The sequence below is a fragment of the Bradyrhizobium sp. dw_78 genome (assembly GCF_018449525.1).
In the GTDB taxonomy this organism is placed as follows: Bacteria; Pseudomonadota; Alphaproteobacteria; order Rhizobiales; family Xanthobacteraceae; genus Bradyrhizobium.
This window is the reverse complement of sequence record NZ_JAAVUS010000001.1, coordinates 501,494-517,970: the sequence shown is the minus strand read 5'-3', so window position 1 is coordinate 517,970 and position 16,477 is coordinate 501,494. Positions and strand designations below refer to the sequence as shown.

At 61.1% G+C, this 16,477-nt stretch carries 12 protein-coding genes and 1 pseudogene; 4 read left to right on the top strand and 9 right to left on the bottom strand.

Annotated elements, in window-relative coordinates:
- Window positions 1-232 precede the first annotated feature (232 nt).
- The 4 genes and pseudogenes from HB630_RS28235 to galE all read left to right on the top strand — a co-directional run.
- Window positions 233-508: pseudogene (locus HB630_RS28235) on the top strand (Wzz/FepE/Etk N-terminal domain-containing protein); the annotation flags it as partial.
- A gap of 222 nt (window positions 509-730) precedes the next feature.
- Entirely contained in the window at window positions 731-2,527 is a 1,797-nt protein-coding gene (locus HB630_RS02350) for an AAA family ATPase (protein ID WP_249780665.1), read from the top strand.
- Window positions 2,528-2,879: 352 nt separating this feature from the next.
- On the top strand, window positions 2,880-3,554 hold the full coding sequence (locus tag HB630_RS02345; protein WP_213769814.1) for a sugar transferase: 675 nt from the start codon (window positions 2,880-2,882) through the stop codon (window positions 3,552-3,554).
- 193 nt (window positions 3,555-3,747) lie between these two features.
- Window positions 3,748-4,779, top strand: a complete 1,032-nt coding sequence (gene galE / locus HB630_RS02340) for a UDP-glucose 4-epimerase GalE (protein ID WP_213769813.1) — start codon at window positions 3,748-3,750, stop codon at window positions 4,777-4,779.
- 31 nt (window positions 4,780-4,810) lie between these two features.
- Here the strand turns inward: galE and HB630_RS02335 are convergent, their stop codons facing one another.
- The 9 genes from HB630_RS02335 to HB630_RS02295 form a co-directional block, all read right to left on the bottom strand.
- Entirely contained in the window at window positions 4,811-6,271 is a 1,461-nt protein-coding gene (locus HB630_RS02335; protein ID WP_213769812.1) for an amidohydrolase family protein, read from the bottom strand.
- Between the two features lie 19 nt (window positions 6,272-6,290).
- The gene (locus HB630_RS02330) at window positions 6,291-6,986 is read right to left on the bottom strand and encodes an ABC transporter ATP-binding protein (RefSeq protein ID WP_213769811.1); all 696 of its coding nucleotides are present in this window, start codon (window positions 6,984-6,986) and stop codon (window positions 6,291-6,293) included.
- Entirely contained in the window at window positions 6,986-8,782 is a 1,797-nt protein-coding gene (locus tag HB630_RS02325) for a branched-chain amino acid ABC transporter ATP-binding protein/permease (protein ID WP_213769810.1), read from the bottom strand. Before HB630_RS02325 ends, HB630_RS02330 begins: the two co-directional genes overlap by 1 nt.
- A 7-nt stretch (window positions 8,783-8,789) precedes the next feature.
- Window positions 8,790-9,677, bottom strand: a complete 888-nt coding sequence (locus HB630_RS02320) for a branched-chain amino acid ABC transporter permease (protein ID WP_213769809.1) — start codon at window positions 9,675-9,677, stop codon at window positions 8,790-8,792.
- Between the two features lie 28 nt (window positions 9,678-9,705).
- Window positions 9,706-10,908, bottom strand: coding sequence for an ABC transporter substrate-binding protein (locus HB630_RS02315; protein WP_213769808.1), 1,203 nt, complete (start codon window positions 10,906-10,908; stop codon window positions 9,706-9,708).
- Between the two features lie 183 nt (window positions 10,909-11,091).
- Window positions 11,092-13,452, bottom strand: coding sequence for a xanthine dehydrogenase family protein molybdopterin-binding subunit (locus HB630_RS02310; RefSeq protein ID WP_213769807.1), 2,361 nt, complete (start codon window positions 13,450-13,452; stop codon window positions 11,092-11,094).
- A gap of 1 nt (window position 13,453) precedes the next feature.
- A complete protein-coding gene (locus HB630_RS02305) occupies window positions 13,454-14,701 on the bottom strand; it encodes a M20 family metallo-hydrolase (protein WP_213769805.1) in 1,248 nt (415 codons plus the stop codon).
- A gap of 6 nt (window positions 14,702-14,707) precedes the next feature.
- Complete coding sequence (locus HB630_RS02300; RefSeq protein WP_213769804.1) at window positions 14,708-15,589, bottom strand: alpha/beta hydrolase; 882 nt, start codon at window positions 15,587-15,589, stop codon at window positions 14,708-14,710.
- Window positions 15,590-15,599: 10 nt separating this feature from the next.
- Complete coding sequence (locus tag HB630_RS02295) at window positions 15,600-16,382, bottom strand: SDR family oxidoreductase (RefSeq protein ID WP_213770688.1); 783 nt, start codon at window positions 16,380-16,382, stop codon at window positions 15,600-15,602.
- Window positions 16,383-16,477: the final 95 nt, after the last annotated feature.

Here is a 16,477-nt window from a genome sequence, read left to right as displayed (position 1 = left end):
GCAGCTATCAATCCAAGCTCACATCGAGGGACGACCGTAACGCCCGGCAGCTCAGAAGCTGCTGCCGCATCCGCGATTGCGTCTAACGGCCTCAGCGTCAACACAACGAATTACGCTATAAATATAATAAATATGGCTGCTCACGTAGTTGCCCGGGCGGCACGCAGGTTTTCATTCGTCGATACGAGGTGGCTTTGCTGAATTAAGTCCGCGGTAGTTTGAGGGTTCATAGATGAACATTGCCGGACAGTTTCCGCCCTATACGTCGCAAACAGACAGCGATTCCGGCTCCGGAACGCTGTCGATGCTCCAGCTTCGCGCTTTTTTCAGCCGCGAGTGGCGCCTCATCGCCGCGATTACCGCTTTGTCAATTGTCCTTGGCATCCTCTACGTCGCAGCTTCGCCGTCGAAATACACCGCGCGAACGGACATGATCATCGACACCAAAAAAATCGTTTGGGTGCAGAGCGAAATGTCGTCCGAAAGCCGCGGCATCGACGATGCGGCGGTGGAAAGCGAGATCGAGACCACTAAATCGGAAAAAGTGGCTACCGCGGTTATTCGCCGGTTGCATTTGAACCAAGACCCGGAGTTTGTCGGCTCGGGGCCGGGATTACGGCAACGGATGTTCTCGTCGTTCAAGTCGGCGATCGTCAGGACCGGAATATCCGACCTGCCTGGATTCCGGTGGGCTGCTCAACCCGACGAGGGACCGTCGGATGACGAACTGATGCAGCGCGCCATCGACACCCTCGAAAGCAATCTGCGTGTGATCCGCCTCGGACGCAGCTATCACGAGGAAATTTCCTACACCTCGCTCGATCCGGCCAAGGCGGCAACGATCGCCAACGCATTCGCCGACGCCTACATCGAAGATCAGCTAGACGCAAAGTTCGAATCGACCCGGCGCGCCAGCGAATGGCTCCAACAACGGATAGGAGAACTTCGCCAGCAGGCAAGCGATGCCTACAAGGCGGTACAGGATTTCAAATCCGCAAATAGCATCATCATCGGCGTCGACGGCAAGCTGGCCAGTGAAACCGAACTTGATCAACTCGGAATAGCCCTGGCGAAGGCTCGCGCCGACACCAGCCAAGCGCAAGCAAAGCTCGACCGCATAACGCGCGTTATGGAGCAACGATCGGACAAGGCGAACTTCACCATTCCAGATCCGGTGGTAACGGACGCCCTGAGCAGCCCCGTCATCACAAAGCTTCGGCAGCAATTTCTCGAAGACCAAAACAAGATGACCGAGTGGAGCGCCAAGTATGGTCCGAACCATTCGGCCGTCCTTAATCTGCGAACCGATATGGCCACCTTGCAGCAGTCGATCTGGGACGAGGTTTCCCGCATCGCGGAGAGCTATAAGAGCGAGTTCCAGATCGCGAAAAGCCAGGAAGAAGCCATCGACAAGCGCATGACCGACGTGTTCCAGAAGTCGGCCGCGACGAGGCAGTCGCAAGTCCGGTTGCGCGAGCTCGAAACCGCCGCAAGCAGCTATCGCAATATCTACGAAACCTTCCTGTCGCGCTTCACCCAATCGGTGCAGCAGCAGTCGTTCCCCTCGACCGAAGCCCGTGTCGTCACCGACGCATCGCCTCCGCGTAAGCCAAGCTCGCCGAAGGTCGGACTCACGCTGGCGCTGGCGGCGATTTGCGGATTGATACTTGGAGCGGTATCCGGGATTGCCCGCGAACAACTGAACCGGCAAATCCATACCCGCGCGCAACTCGAAAAACTCCTGGGAACCACCTGCCTCGCCGTTCTGCCGGCTTTGTCCAGCCAAAAGACCCTCGTCGGCATGCGGCGACCGACCCAGGATTCGTCGGCATTTCACCAGATCAACGAGGTCTCACCCTTTTCCGCAACCGCCGAAGCCCTGCGATACATCAAGGTCGCCATCGACCTTCATCCAACCGAGGGCAAGGTGATCGGAATCGTTTCGGCTCTTCCCGGCGAAGGAAAGACCACCGTTGCCGCAGCGTTTGCTGCTTTTGTGGCGAAGACCGGCGTGCGCACGCTTTTGGTCGACGCCGATCTGCGAAACCCCTCGATGACCAGGTCGCTCGGTTATGAAGCTGCGCCGGGCTTGCTCGACATGGTTGCGGACGGACTAAAATTCGACAGCCTGGTCGTAGCAGATCCGAAATTCAAGTTCGATTTCCTGCCGGCCTCGACGCAGGTCCCGTTTTCAAACAGCTCCGACGTCCTCAATTCGGCGGCCGTCAAAGACATGCTGAAGAAGGCCAGACACGATTACGATTACGTCCTCGTTGACTTGCCTCCGATCCTTCCAGTGGTTGACGTGAAGGCGGTAGCCCACTTGTTCGATGCCTTCGTCATGGTCGTCGAGTGGGGAAGCACATCGGCCGATGAAATTCTCAAGGCCGTCGGCTCTTCCTCCATTTTATCCGATCGTCTCCTCGGCGCGGTACTCAACAAGGCCGATGAAGCGGTCATGCGCCGGCACGAAGGCTATTCTGATCGGCGTTATACCTACTACACCAAGCCCCACGCACGCGCCTGAACCGGGCAGCAGCGACCGACGCGTCGCACGGCGCCCACGCAATTAAGGCGTTTGAGGCCGCAGATCGATCAACCATGCGGTTGGCGCGCATGTCGTCGATGATGATGCTGCAATGCCGCGCGAACGAAATAACCATCCTCCAAAGGAGGTAGTGCAAAAGATGTATCTCTCGGATTCGCCTGATGAAAATTTTATTAGCACTGCCCAAAATGGGGGCTTGCGCTAATTGTGCATCGCACGGTATCCTTAAGCTAAAGTAAAACTTGGGGGATAAAAGCTAACCACTTTTGGGGAAGTGCATCGACGTACTAACACAAGCTGTTTTTTCAGTATTTTTGTTAGGAGTACCCCGATGGCCGGTTTGGTTGATACACGCGGCAAGTTGCGGTTTGCTTCTGTGGAAGTACCGCATCCCACTGGGTTAGGTCCAAAGAGAGCAGTGGACATCGTACTGGCGCTCTTCGGAATTATTCTGCTTTCTCCTTTGCTGATTATCTGTTTCGCCGCGGTTGTCCTGACTTCTCCGGGGTCCGCGCTATTCCGTCATCCGCGCATAGGATTCAACGGAAAGCCATTCCATTGTCTGAAGTTTCGCACCATGGCGACGGACGCTCCGCAGCGCCTGCAGCAACTCCTTGCTTCCGATCCCGCGGCCGCAGCCGAATGGGCGGCGAGCTGCAAGCTTCGCCACGATCCGCGAATAACGGAGATCGGCGCTCTCCTGCGCAAGTCCAGCCTCGACGAGTTACCTCAGTTGTTCAATGTCCTTAAAGGCGACATGAGCATTGTCGGACCGCGGCCGGTTACCGAGGAAGAACTGGGCCGGTATTCCAACGCCGTGAGTGCTTACCTGGCCTGCCGCCCCGGCATCACCGGCCTTTGGCAGGTTAGCGGTCGCAGCACCACCACCTACAGCAAGCGCGTCGCATGTGACGCCTTCTATGCCCAGAATTGGTCGATGGCTCTCGACGCGAAGATCTTGATCGTTACGATACCTTCCCTGTTGCTAACCGACAGCGCTTATTGAACGGATGATGATTGAAATCCGAGACGGCAGCGGACGGAGTTGGCGTTATTGTCCCGCTCGGATTGTTCGCCCGATATCAACAGCAGAGCATTCTCCCGCAATAAAGAAATGATATTGAGCCAATCAACAACTGCGCGACGTCCTTGCAAAGGTTCGATCCGCCGCGGTTCAGTTTGAGAAATTGGACTAACGCATGACCATTATGGTGACGGGCGGCGCCGGCTATATCGGCTCGCATACCTGTGTCGAGCTGATCGAGGCCGGCCATCAGGTCGTGATTTTCGATAATTTCTGCAACAGCAATATCGAAGTCGTGAGACGCATCGAGCGCATCACCAGCGCCGCGCCCGTCGTGGTTCGAGGCGACGTCAGAGATCGAGATCTCATTTCAGCCACGCTGGCGAAACATCGCTGCGAAGCCGTGATCCACTTCGCCGGGCTGAAATCGGTTGCGGAATCGGTGAGCCATCCCCTGCTTTACTATGAGAACAACGTGCTCGGCTCGATGAGTCTCGTGCAGGCCATGCAGGATGTCGGCGTCGGCAAGCTGGTATTCTCGTCATCGGCGACCGTCTACGGCGATCCGGTCTTTCTTCCACTGACGGAAGATCACCCGAAGTCGCCTTACAGCCCTTATGGGCGCACCAAACTGGTCGTCGAGGAGATGCTGACGGAGGTAGCCCAGTCCACCAACCGCTTCAAGATCGCGATCCTGCGCTACTTCAATCCCGTGGGATGTCATGTCAGCGGGTTGATCGGAGAAGATCCGCTCGGCGTTCCCAGCAATCTCATGCCCTTCATCGCCCAGGTCGCGGTGGGGCGGCGTCCCCATGTCAATATCTTTGGCAATGATTACAACACGCCGGACGGAACCGGCATCCGCGACTATGTCCATGTGATGGATCTCGCCAGCGGCCATCTGCGCGCGCTCGAACATCTCAGCCGGCAGGACTTTATCCAGGTCAATCTGGGAACCGGCCGCGGCAGTAGCGTTCTCGATCTTGTGCAGGCGTTTTCGAAGGCGTGCGGCAAGGACATTCCGTTCGTCTTTTCCGCACGACGGGATGGCGACGTCGCCAGTTACTATGCCGCTACTGACCTCGCGCACAAACTCCTCGGCTGGCGCGCGACACGAAAACTGCACGACATGTGTGCGGATACCTGGCGATGGCAGAGCCGGAACCCAAACGGCTATGGCATCGTCCCGGATCAGGTCTCGGCATAACGTTACCTGGCGGGACTGTCGTTCCCGCTGCTTATTTTGGAAACGTCTCCTCGTGGAAGCTTTTTAGCGTCTTCTGCGTGCGTTCCAGGATCGGCCTGAGCGAGCGCATGTGCTCGCCTCTGGCGCGGGCCATCTTGATAACCTCGCGTTCGATCGCTTCGAGATCGACGCCAAGCACCTTGCCTTCGCGGACAATTTCGCGGCCGGCGACATACAGGCTTTTGACGTGCCTGGTCGTCGCCCGCGTCAAAACCACTTCCATCGGATCGACCATGCCGTCAATGACGTCATACGCCATCGAATCGAAATTAAGCACGACAAGATCGCCCGGCGCTCCCGGCATCACTTCGCCGTAGCCTTCCTTGTTGTTGACGGCGCGGTAACCGTTCCGATGCCATCCCTCGAACAGAAGTTGCTGGCTCATCGGCGCGGGGCTGCCGTCGAGCGAAAACAGCCAGTGTCCCACCCGCAATTCGCGGAACGCATCCTCGTCGTCGTCGATCGAGAATGAATCGATGCCGAACGAGAAACGCATCCCCGCCTTGATATATTCACTCACTGGCGCGATCCCCGAACGCAACCGCAGGTTCGAACTTGCGTTGATCGCGATCTGCGCGCCGTTCTCCGCCATGATGCGGATTTCGTCAGGCGTCAACCAAATCCCGTGCGCGCCGGTAAACCGCTCCGTGATCAGGCCGAGATCCGCGAGGTGGCGAACAAAGCCCTTCGGATATGTCGCATTGGCCCAGCGCCGCTGGAGCGAAGTCTCCAGAATATGCGTGGTGACACGGCGGCCGTCGCGGGCTGAGGCCTCGGCTATGCTTTGAAGCAGCTTGTCCGAACACGCATAGGGGCTGTTCGGCCCGTACTGCACGGAGACAGTCGGTCCTTCCACCTTCCGGGCAATGTCCGCGACCATATCCATGTAGGTCCGGGGTGAAGGAAATGGATAGAGCCAGGTATTACGAATGAATTCGCGGTCGCGCGGATCGTGAAGCGCCAGCAGCTTTTCGTCATCGGCGTATCCGAGCGTCAATTGGTCCCGCAATGGAACCGCGAGCGCCAGCCTCACGCCCACATCCCGGGCGGCGCGGCTGATGATCTCAGCATCCTCCGCCATCCGCTCGACATTGATCGACGAATAGACGTGCATCACCGATCCGACACCGGCCTGGGCCAGCCGGCCGAACGCCAGCGCGCAATTCATGTAGAGATCGAGCGGCGGCTGCGCATAGAGCGCGGCGCGCCAGACTTCGAACGTCTGATCCTTCGCACCGAACGCGATATGATGAAGGCCGCGGACGTGATCGTGGGCGTCGACCAGGGCCGGCATGGCCAGAAGCCCCCTGCCGTTCGAACCGCTCGAGCTTTCGATCTTGCCGATCAATCCGTCCGAAAATGAAACCGTCGCGCGGTTCCTGATATCTCCACGGCCCGGCGCGACCGCCAGATATTCGACGTCGACCGGTCCAGCATTTCCATTGTTCGTCATTTTTTGCATCCGGCTCGCTTCAGGAGAAATAGGCTTGCTTGATTTCGACATTTGCCATGGCGTCATCCATCGCGCCGCTCCAGGCGATGCGCCCGGCGGACAGCACGATGCAGCGCGTCGCCAGCGCCCGCGCGATCTCCAGATTCTGCTCGATGATCAGAATACCAATGCCGGTATCGCGAATGCGTTTCACGATCCCGATCAGCGACCGCGTCACGCCGACAGAGAGGCCCGCCGAAGGCTCATCCAGCAGCATGAGCTTGGGGTTGGTAACCAGGCCGCGGGCAACGGCAAGCATCTGCTGCTCGCCGCCGGACAGCGAGCCGGCCAGTTGGGCGCGGCGCTGGGCGAGCCCGGGAAACATTTCGTATACGCTCTCCAGCGGAAGCGGCGGCCGCCCGCGCGGCGCCGACATCGCGGCGCGCAGCGTTTCATCGACGCTGAAATTCGCGAACAACTCGCGCCATTGCGGCACCAGCGCCAGCCCACGGCGCACGATGTAGCTTGCCGGACGGCGGGTTACATCCTCGCCGTCAAGATTGACGCGGCCGCCGGCCGTCGGAAGCAGCCCGGCGATCGCCTCCACGGATGAGGTCTTGCCGGCGCCATTTGCCCCGAGCAGCGCCAGCGATTCACCCGCCGCGACATCGAGATCGAGGCCATGCACCACCTCGACCGAACCATAAGCGACCCGCAGACCCCTGACCTCAAGCATCAGGCGGCCTCATCGGTTTCGCCGAAATAAGTACGGAGAACGTCCCGCCGGGCAACGACCTCGGCCGGCACGCCTTCGGCGATGATCCGTCCGGACGCCATCACCGACAATGTATCGCACAACGACACCAGGAAGCCGATATTATGCTCGACGACCAGCATCGTCGCGCCCAGATCGCGATTGATGGCTTTCAGCAGGACCAAAAGTTGTTCGACTTCCTGCTGGCTGACGCCGGAGACCGGCTCATCCAGCAGAATCAGGCGCGGCTGCGACACCACGGCGCGCGCGATCTCGAGCCGCCGTTGATCGCCGAGGGAAAGCTTGCCCGCCGGCAGATCCATGACATGCGCCAAACCGACGGCATCGAGCGCCCAGTCCGCGCGCTCGGCCTCCTCGCGGCTCGTCTTGGTATTCAGCGCCCATCCGGCACTGCGACCTAGCGCGGCGCCAATGCTGTTGCGGCCAAACCCGATGATGACGTTCTGACGGCAACTCAGGGACGGAAAGATTGCAAGGTTCTGGAATGTCCGGGTCACGCCGAGGCCGATGCGTTGTTCGATCCGGTCTGAGGTCACGTCGGTACCGAACAACCGGATCTGACCGGCATCCGGGCGGATGAAACCCGAGACGGTGTTGAACAGCGTGGTCTTGCCCGCGCCGTTCGGCCCCATGATTCCGTGCAAGGCGCCTGCCCTGACTTTCAGATTGACGCCATCGACGGCAGTCAGCGCGTCATAGCGCTTCACAAGCTTGTCCGTCACCAGCGCTTCGACAGCCGAATGATCGTGAGGCTGAACAAGATGCGGCAAGGCCGACACCACTACGGCATCCGATCCGCGCGACGAACGCGCCGGTTCGCTTCGCGCGGGCCACAGGCGAGAGACCATCTCGCTCAATCCGCCGCGAAAGCACAGCATCGTCAGGAGGACGACGGTCGACAAAATAAGCTCGATATAGCCCGCAATCGGACGCAGCACCTCGGGCAGGATGCGCAGCACCGCTCCCCCGACTGCGCCGCCCCAAACCGATCCGAGGCCTCCCACAATCGGGTAAGCAAGGGTGAGGATCGAACTGTATAATCCGAAGCTGTCCGGGTCGATGATGCGAAGGCGCGGCGCGACGATCGCCGCGGCCATCGCAATCGCAGCCGAACTGATGACGAACGCAGCGATCAGATAATGTTCGATACGGATGCCGAAGGCCCGCGCGCCCACTTCGTTGACCGCCAGCGCGCGCAGATTCCTGCCGAACGGCCCCTGCAACAGAATCATCAGCGGGATCAGAATGAGCGCGGAAAACACGCAGGCCATCACGAGATTCGCGAGATCCGAACGGATGGCGACGCCAAGGATCGTCGCCGCCGGAACGCTTAGCCCCTCGGCCCCGCCGGTCAATCCTTTCAACTCGCGCAATGCAATGATGACGATCGACTGGAAGACAAGCGTGACCATCGCAAGATTGTGGCTGCGAAACCGGACCGCCGGAACGGCGAGAAACAGGCCGCCCAGCGCGCCGGCGCATCCTCCCGCCACCACCGCGAGCGGAAACGGCAGCGACAGGTTGATCATCAGCAGCACCGCGCCATAGGCGCCGAGCGCCTGAAAGGCGCCGGTCGCCAACGTGATGCAGCGCGCGAAACTCACCAGCATCGTCAGGCCCGCACCGACGACGACCGCCGATACCGTAAGACACAGGACATATCGCCAGTAATCGTCGGCGAGGCAGCCGGCGAGGATAAACAGGGCCGGAAGTCCGATCGGCAATGCGAGCAGACCGAACACGCGCGTTCCAGACATCAGGTTCCTAGACATGGCGGCGCTTCGCTTCCGGAAACAGGCCTTCCGGCCGCACCAGCAGGACGCAAAACAGCAGAAAATAGCTGATGGCCATGCTCAGGGAGCTGGAGACATAGGCTGCGGACAGCGTCTCGACACAGCCCAGCAGCAGGCCGCCGACGATGGCTCCGCCAAGGGAGTCGAATCCGCCGATGACGGCGGCGACGAAGGCCGATGCGACGATGGAGACGGCAAGATCCGGTGAAACGCCCTTGCTGGGCGCTGCGAACACACCGGCGAGGCCGGCCAGCGCCGATCCCAGGAACCACGCGATCCCATAAACACCCTCGACCGAGTAGCCGCAAAGCTGAGCGCCGCGGCTATTGGACGCCATCGCGCGCATGCTGCGGCCGAGCGAGGAATAGCGGAAAATAGCGACGCCAGCGGTGCCGACCGCAAGTGCCCCGAGCGTGACCCAGATCTGCTCGCGGGTGAAGATCACGACGTCGCTGCCGACATCGATCAGCAGCGGCGGCCCGGTAAACAGCGCGGGAACGGCGAGAAGCTCCGAATTTTCAGCCAGCCGATAGGCTTCCGAAAGCGCCGTCCCAAGAAAGATGGTACCGATGATGACCGTGAAGAGGTCCGCCCGGCGCAATGGCTTGAGCACCACGAATTCGAGCAGTGCTCCGAGTGCGCCGATCAGAACCGGAACCGCGATATAGGCCATCCAGTAAGGCCACTCGAACACCACCACCATCTCGTAGGTGGCAAAGGCGCCGAGCATGACCAGACCGCCATGGGCGAAGTTCACCGTTTTTGTCGCCTTGTGAATGACGACCAGCCCGATGGCCGCAAGCGCGTAGATGGCACCGATCTTGATGCCACCCACGATCGTCATCAGCAATTCAGCCATCACGGCTTGCCTTTCGATGACACCGCCATCAGTTCGGAACGACCTGCCAGATGCCGTCCTTGATCGTCGCCCGCCCCATCAGACGGTTGCCCTGGTGATCGGTCTCCGTGAAGGATTCCGGATAGACCACGTCGAGCCCGCCGAGATCGGAAGGTTTGACATCCTTCAGCTTGCTCCAGGAAGCGATCAGCGTTTTCCAGGACAGATCGTTGCCGGCATTCTTGATCGCCGCGGCCAGAACGTAGGTGTCACCATAGGCCACGAGATCGTAGATGTTCGGCCGTCCCTGCGGAGGCTGGCCGTAGCGATGGGTCCACAACTCGCGAAACTTGCTCGTGGCCGCAACCGACTGCGCGGGGAAGTATGGCGTATTCGAATAGCCCCAGACATTGGGCGGATTCTTGTCGCCGAGAATGGGCACGACGGCATCGTTGACCGCCGAGCCGTCAAGCACCCAGACCACATTGGTAAGTCCCTTCTCCGGCGCCTGCTTGATCGCAAATCCGGCCTCCGAAAAGCTTCCCATCACGATGACCGCGTCGACCTTTTCGCGCGTAAAGGCGAGAAGCTGGGACGTGAAGTCACGGGCGCCCTGGTCGAACTCCTCGACCACGACGTCAACGGGCTTCTTCTGGAGCAGTGGCAGAACGGCGCCCTTATTGGCTTGCGGAAAGGCATAGGTTCCGACCAGAAGCCCGACTTTCTTGGCCTTGGGATTGGCCTGGAAGACACGATCCACCAGGGCCTGCGCGGAGTCCGTGGCGGATGGCATCGCGCCATGAAATACGTTTTCGGCAAACGGCGTCCGGATGATGGGCGTCGCACCGTAAAGGTTGTAGGTCGGGACGCCCTTCTCGCGCACATAATCGGCGGCGGCCGCTGCACCCGTGCTGCCGGAAGCCAGTACCAGAACGAAGACGTTGTCGTCTTCAACCAGTTTCTTCGCCGCCGCGACGCTCTCCGCCGGCGTAAAGGCGTGTTCGAAATCGAGCTTCAGCTTGCGACCGTTGATGCCGCCGGCCTGGTTGATTTCATCGACGGCAAGCTGCATGCCGTCGCGACCGGGAACGCCCATGAAGGAAGTCGCTCCCGTCAGCGGACCGAGCGCTCCAATCGTGATTTCCGTGGCCGTCACGCCCGGAGACTGCGCCTGCGCCGCCGCGGCCCCGAACCAGACCGAACCGGCAACGATCAAGGCCCGCAAGCGATGGCCAGGTTTAACCACGATCATTTCGACACTCCTGCATTAGCTTTTGCATTTAGCTTTCGAACCGGCCAAGCAATCGACATACCAACTACTAACCTATTGAAATAAATCAATTTATTTACTCCTTCACAATTTGGCACGCGATCAGCCGGCCGACAATTAGGCGCCGCGCACAATTTGTATGCAGAATTTTAATTTTTGAATACATCAATAATCGCCGGAAATTGGCCCTGTCGGCGCGCCATGCAGGCTCGCCCAGATTTTCTGGGATGACAGCGGCGCCTCGATATGCCGGACGCCGAGCGGCGCAAGCGCGTTCAACACCGCATTCACGAAGGCCGGCGTGCTTCCGGTTGCCGCAGACTCCCCGATGCCTTTGACGCCGAGCGGGTTGCTCGCTTCGGCATTCTCGAGCAAAGCCGTCGCGATGTTCGGCAGATCCGCCGCTCTGAGCACGCCGTAATCCATCAGACTGCCGGATATAAGCTGGCCGCCCGCGTCATAGATGATCCCTTCCACCCAGCCCTGCCCGACGCCCTGCGCCACGCCGCCATGAAGCTGGCCGGTCACCAGCATCGGATTGATGATGCGCCCGGCATCCTGAACCACAGCGAACGCAATCACCTTCACTTCACCGGTGTCGGGATCGACTTCCACCTCGCAGGCATGACATCCCACCGGGACAGCCTGACCGCTTCCCTTGAAACTCGCCGAAGCGGTGAAGTCGGGCTCCGCCGCGAAGATCTCGTCCCAACCCACCACACGGTTGGTATCGGCGATCCGGAACAGACCGTCCCTGAATTGGGTATCGGCAATGGACGCATCGAGCAGCCGGGCTGCAATCTCGCGCGCCCGTTCGATGGCCAGCGCCGCGGCGCATCGCACCGACGAGCCACCGAGCGTTGTCGACCATGACGCGGCCGTGCCCACGCCATCCGGAATCAGGGCGGTATCGGACTGCACGAAGGCAAGCCGCTCCATCGGCAGATGAAGGCTGTCCGCTGCGATCTGCAGAAAGCTTGTTTCATGGCCGTGACCGGCCGATCCGGAGCCGACCATCACCGCAAGTTTGCCGTCGTGCTGCAGCTTCAGATGGGCCGGGATCGGCTCATGGGAGCCATGAAGATCTTCGGCGAACAGGCAGACGCCGACACCGCGCAGACGTTGCCGCTTCTCTGCCTGCTTGCGCCGCACCGAAAATCCGGAATAGCCGACGAGGCCGAGCGCATCGTCGAGCATCGTCTCGAAGTCCACATCGGCGAAGGGCGTCCCCAGTGGCGACGTCCACGGCATGGAGTTTGGTTGCACAAGGTTGCGCCGGCGAAACAAGATGGGATCGATGTCGAGCCTGCGCGCGATGTCATCCATCAGCCGCTCGCAGCAAAATACGTTTTCGGGACGGCCCGCTCCCCGATAGGGGCTGGTGCAGGCCGTATTGGTCAGGACGCCCTGCACGCGCACATGCGCGGCTGGAATCGAATAGACTCCGGTCAGATGGGTGAGCCCATTCAGCACGGGCACCATCGCACGCGGCGCCGTATAGGCGCCCATATTCATCAGGCGCGTGGCGCGGATTGCCAGAATGCGGGCGTCGCCATCGAGCGCGGCTTCGATGGTGAACAGGTTGTCGCGCCCGTGGCAGTCGCTTTGCAACGCTTCCGATCGCTCCGCCAGCCATTTGACCGGACGACCGAGCCGCCGCGATGCTTCCAGACACAGGACATATTCGGCATAGAGACCGTTCTTCTGGCCAAAGCCGCCGCCGGTATCCGGCGCAATCACCCGGACGCGCTCGCGCGGAACGCAAAACACACGGTCCGCCAACGCGCGCTGCAAGACGTGAACCCGCTGCGTGCTGACATGCAGCGTGAACTCGCCCTTGTGGTAGGTTCCGATACAGGCGCGCGTTTCCATCGGCAACGCGTTCACCCGGTTGCTCATCACCTCCAGTCGCACCACTCTGTGCGAAGCGGCGAAGGCGGCGTCCACGGCCGCCGGGTCTCCCTCTTCATGATCGAAGACCAGGTTGGTGGCGGAATCGTGCCAGACCAGATTTACGTCGGCGAGCGCATCCTTGAGATCGATGACCGCCGGCAGTTCCTCGTATTCCGCGACGATGGCTTCCGACGCATCGCGCGCCTGCGCGATGGTTCTCGCAACGATGAAAGCGACCGGATCGCCGATACACCGCACATAGCCGTTTGCAAGCAGCGGCTGGTCGGCGCAATGGGCTCCGGGCACCGGAGGGCCGGGCGGCGGAAAATCGAGCGGCAATGTCGATAGCCCGCCTTCGGCAAGATCGGCATAGCCGAGCACCAGTTCAACTCCCGGCATTGAACGGGCCGCGCCGAGATCCAGCGACAACAATCGCGCATGCGCATGGGACGAGCGCAGAAAGATACCATGCACCAGCTTGGGCGGATGGATATCGTCCAGAAACGTACCACTTCCCGTGATGAAACGCGCATCCTCCCGCCGGCGCACGCTTTGACCGACCAGCTTGCGCGGCTGCAAAGGAACGACAGACAACAGGCTTTCGGCCGGATGCCGGCTCGACCAGACCGACATGCTAATCGCCCCGTGCCGCCAGCGCCCAGGCAACATCGGCCAGCACGCGCGCGCCGGCAGCAACATGCGCCGGCTCGGCCCACTCGGCGGGATTGTGGCTGATGCCGCCGCGACAGGGCACAAAGATCATGCCGGTCGGACACACGTAATGCAGCTGACGGGCATCATGCCCGGCCGCCGAATAGATATCCATCGACGGCAGCGACAGATCGTCGGCCGCGCGCGCAACGAGCGAACGCACCTCATCGGAGAATGTGAGCGACGGCGCATGCGCGATCTGTCGCAGTTCGACCGCGCAGGGCCCCTTCTCGGCCTCGACAAGACGGCGGATCTCCGCATCGATCCGGTCCACGACGGCATCATCCGTATGTCTCAGGTCGATCGAGAAATAGACTTCCTCGGGAATCACCGACGGCGCGTTCGGTTTCACCTCGAACAATCCAACCGTCAGCATCACATCATCGGGTTCGCGCGCCACGCGATCGATCGCGTGAATGATGCGGACCGCAGCCATCAGGGCATCGCGCCGATCCCGGCGCAAGGTGGTTCCGGCATGGGCCGCCTCGCCGCTCACACGCACGCGGTAGCGGCGGGTGCCTTGAATACCGGTGACGACGCCGATCGTGATATTGCGCTTTTCGAGGATCGGGCCCTGCTCGATATGCGGTTCAACGAAAGCCGCCGGCGCCCATCCGAAGGCACGTTGCGGAACGTCGACATCTTTCGCAAGTACCTCGGCCACCGCCGCGCCGGCACTGCACCCGGCCGCATCCTTGGCGGCGTGCAGGATCTCAAGCGGCTTTGCTCCGGTGAACGCCTCCGATCCGGCCATGCCCGGCGCGAACCGCGACCCCTCCTCATTGGTCCAAGCCACCACTTCGATCGAACGGTCCGGGCGCTGGCCCGAGGCAATGATGGCCTCGACCGCTTCGAGGCCCGCGAGCACCCCGAATGCGCCGTCGAATTTTCCGCCGGTCGGTTGCGAGTCGATATGGGATCCGATCAGCACCGGCGGGAGTTCAGGCCTGCGGCCTTCCAGTCGCAGGAACAGATTGGCCATTGCATCGCTGAACGGGTGCAAGCCGAGAGCACGCCCCCAAGCCACCAGTTGCGCCCGCGCATCACTCTCGGTTGGCGACAGCGCCGGCCTGTCGACGCCGCCATCCTCCCGCGCGCCGAATTGCGCAAGCATCATCAAGCGGTCCCAGAGCCGTTTGTCGTCGACGAATCCGGAGGGCCGATGCGGCATGGTATGTCAGTCCGTGCGCATAATCTGCGCCGGATCGGCGCGCGGATCCCGCTTCACCCAGTGCCCGGTCTCGACCTGCGCAATGAACTCGGCCAGGAGATGATTGAACAGCGCCGGCTCTTCGAGATTCAGGGTGTGGCCCGATTTCGGAAACACCGCCAGGCCCGAGCTCGGAATGACACGCTTCAGGAACAGGCCCGGCTTCAGGCAATGGTCGTCCTCGTCACCGACCATGACCAGGACAGGGGCCTGCATCTTCGCGAAGTCGGCCTCAAGATCGTACAGCGACGGCCGGCGCATCTGCACGCCGATCATGGTATTGGCGGCGCCGACCGAGGAATGCTGCGCCAGCCGGTCGGCGAACAGCCGCCAGCCCCGCGGATCCTTGGCCTGGAATTGCACCCGTGAGGCGCCCTCGGCATAGACCGGCGCGAACGAGGCCGATCCGAGTTTCGTGAAATTGTGCGCCACCTGCTCGGAGATGCCGCGGAAATATTCTTCGTGCTCTTTCTCGGCGCCATAACCGGCGCCGGCGGCGACCACCGACAACACCCGCTCCGGATGGCGAAGTCCGGCATGGAGCGCGGCGAAGCCGCCCATCGAAAGGCCGACGATATGAGCCCGTTCGATTCCCGCCGCGTTCATGACATCGATGATGTCGTCCGCCGCACGCGCTTGCGAATATTGGTCGGCATCCTGCGGGATGTCGGACGGCGGAAAGCCTCGCGCGGCGAATGTGATGCATTGATGCCGCCGCGCGAAGAAATTCATCTGCGGCTCCCAGCTCCAATGATTGCCGCCAAATTCATGCACGAACACGATCGCGGATCCGGAGCCCGCGCTTTCGAAGAAAATCTTGACGCCGTCGCTGACCGTCGCAAATGCCATGACTGCCTCCTCAGACGATGGAACGGCGGGATGAAATTCCTCCATCCACCGTGACGATGGTGCCCGAGGTGTAACCCGAACGCTCGGATGCCAGGAACAGAAACAGATCGGTGATCTCGCGGACCGTCGCCGGCCTTTTCAGCGGATAGAGGTCCCGCAGCTCGGTGTAGCGCCCCTCGTCGCCGAATTGCGACTTGGCGAGCTTCTTCAGCATGTTGTAGATGCGGCTGGTATCGACGGGCCCCGGATTGACGCCGACGACACGGATGTTGTCATCGAGGCTGCGGCCGCCGAGCGCGCGCGTAAAGGCCATCAGGCTCGCATTGGCGGTGGCGCCGGCAATGTACATCGGATCGCAGATCTCGCCGCCATTGCCGATATTGTTGAGGATGACGCCGCCGCCCCGCTGCTTCATCAGCGGATAGATCGCGCGCGTCAGATCGACATAGCCGAAACCCTTCAGCGCCCAGCCGTCCTTCCACGATTGCGCATCGACCTGCCACAGATCGCCGCTCGGAACCGTTCCCGCATTGTTGACCAGCACGTCGACATCGCCGGCCGCGGCTGCAATCTCGTCAATCGCTCCGTCAGCGATCACATCGATCGGCTGGACCGTGACCTCGGTCTTGAACTGGGCGACAAGGGCGTCCCTGATCTCATTCAGGCGCGGGGCGGAACGCGCGACGAGGTGAAGCTTGCACCCTTCCGCCGCGAAGGCATGCGCCAGACCCTCACCGATGCCTTGCGAAGCCCCGGTAATCAGCACTTTCTTGCCACCCAGATTGAGATCCATCATTCTCTTTCCATCACGTTTCAATGTTTTACGACGGCTTTAGCTAGACGATGATGCGCAAGGCTCGCCCAGAGCATCGGAAGCCCGCAAGCGAC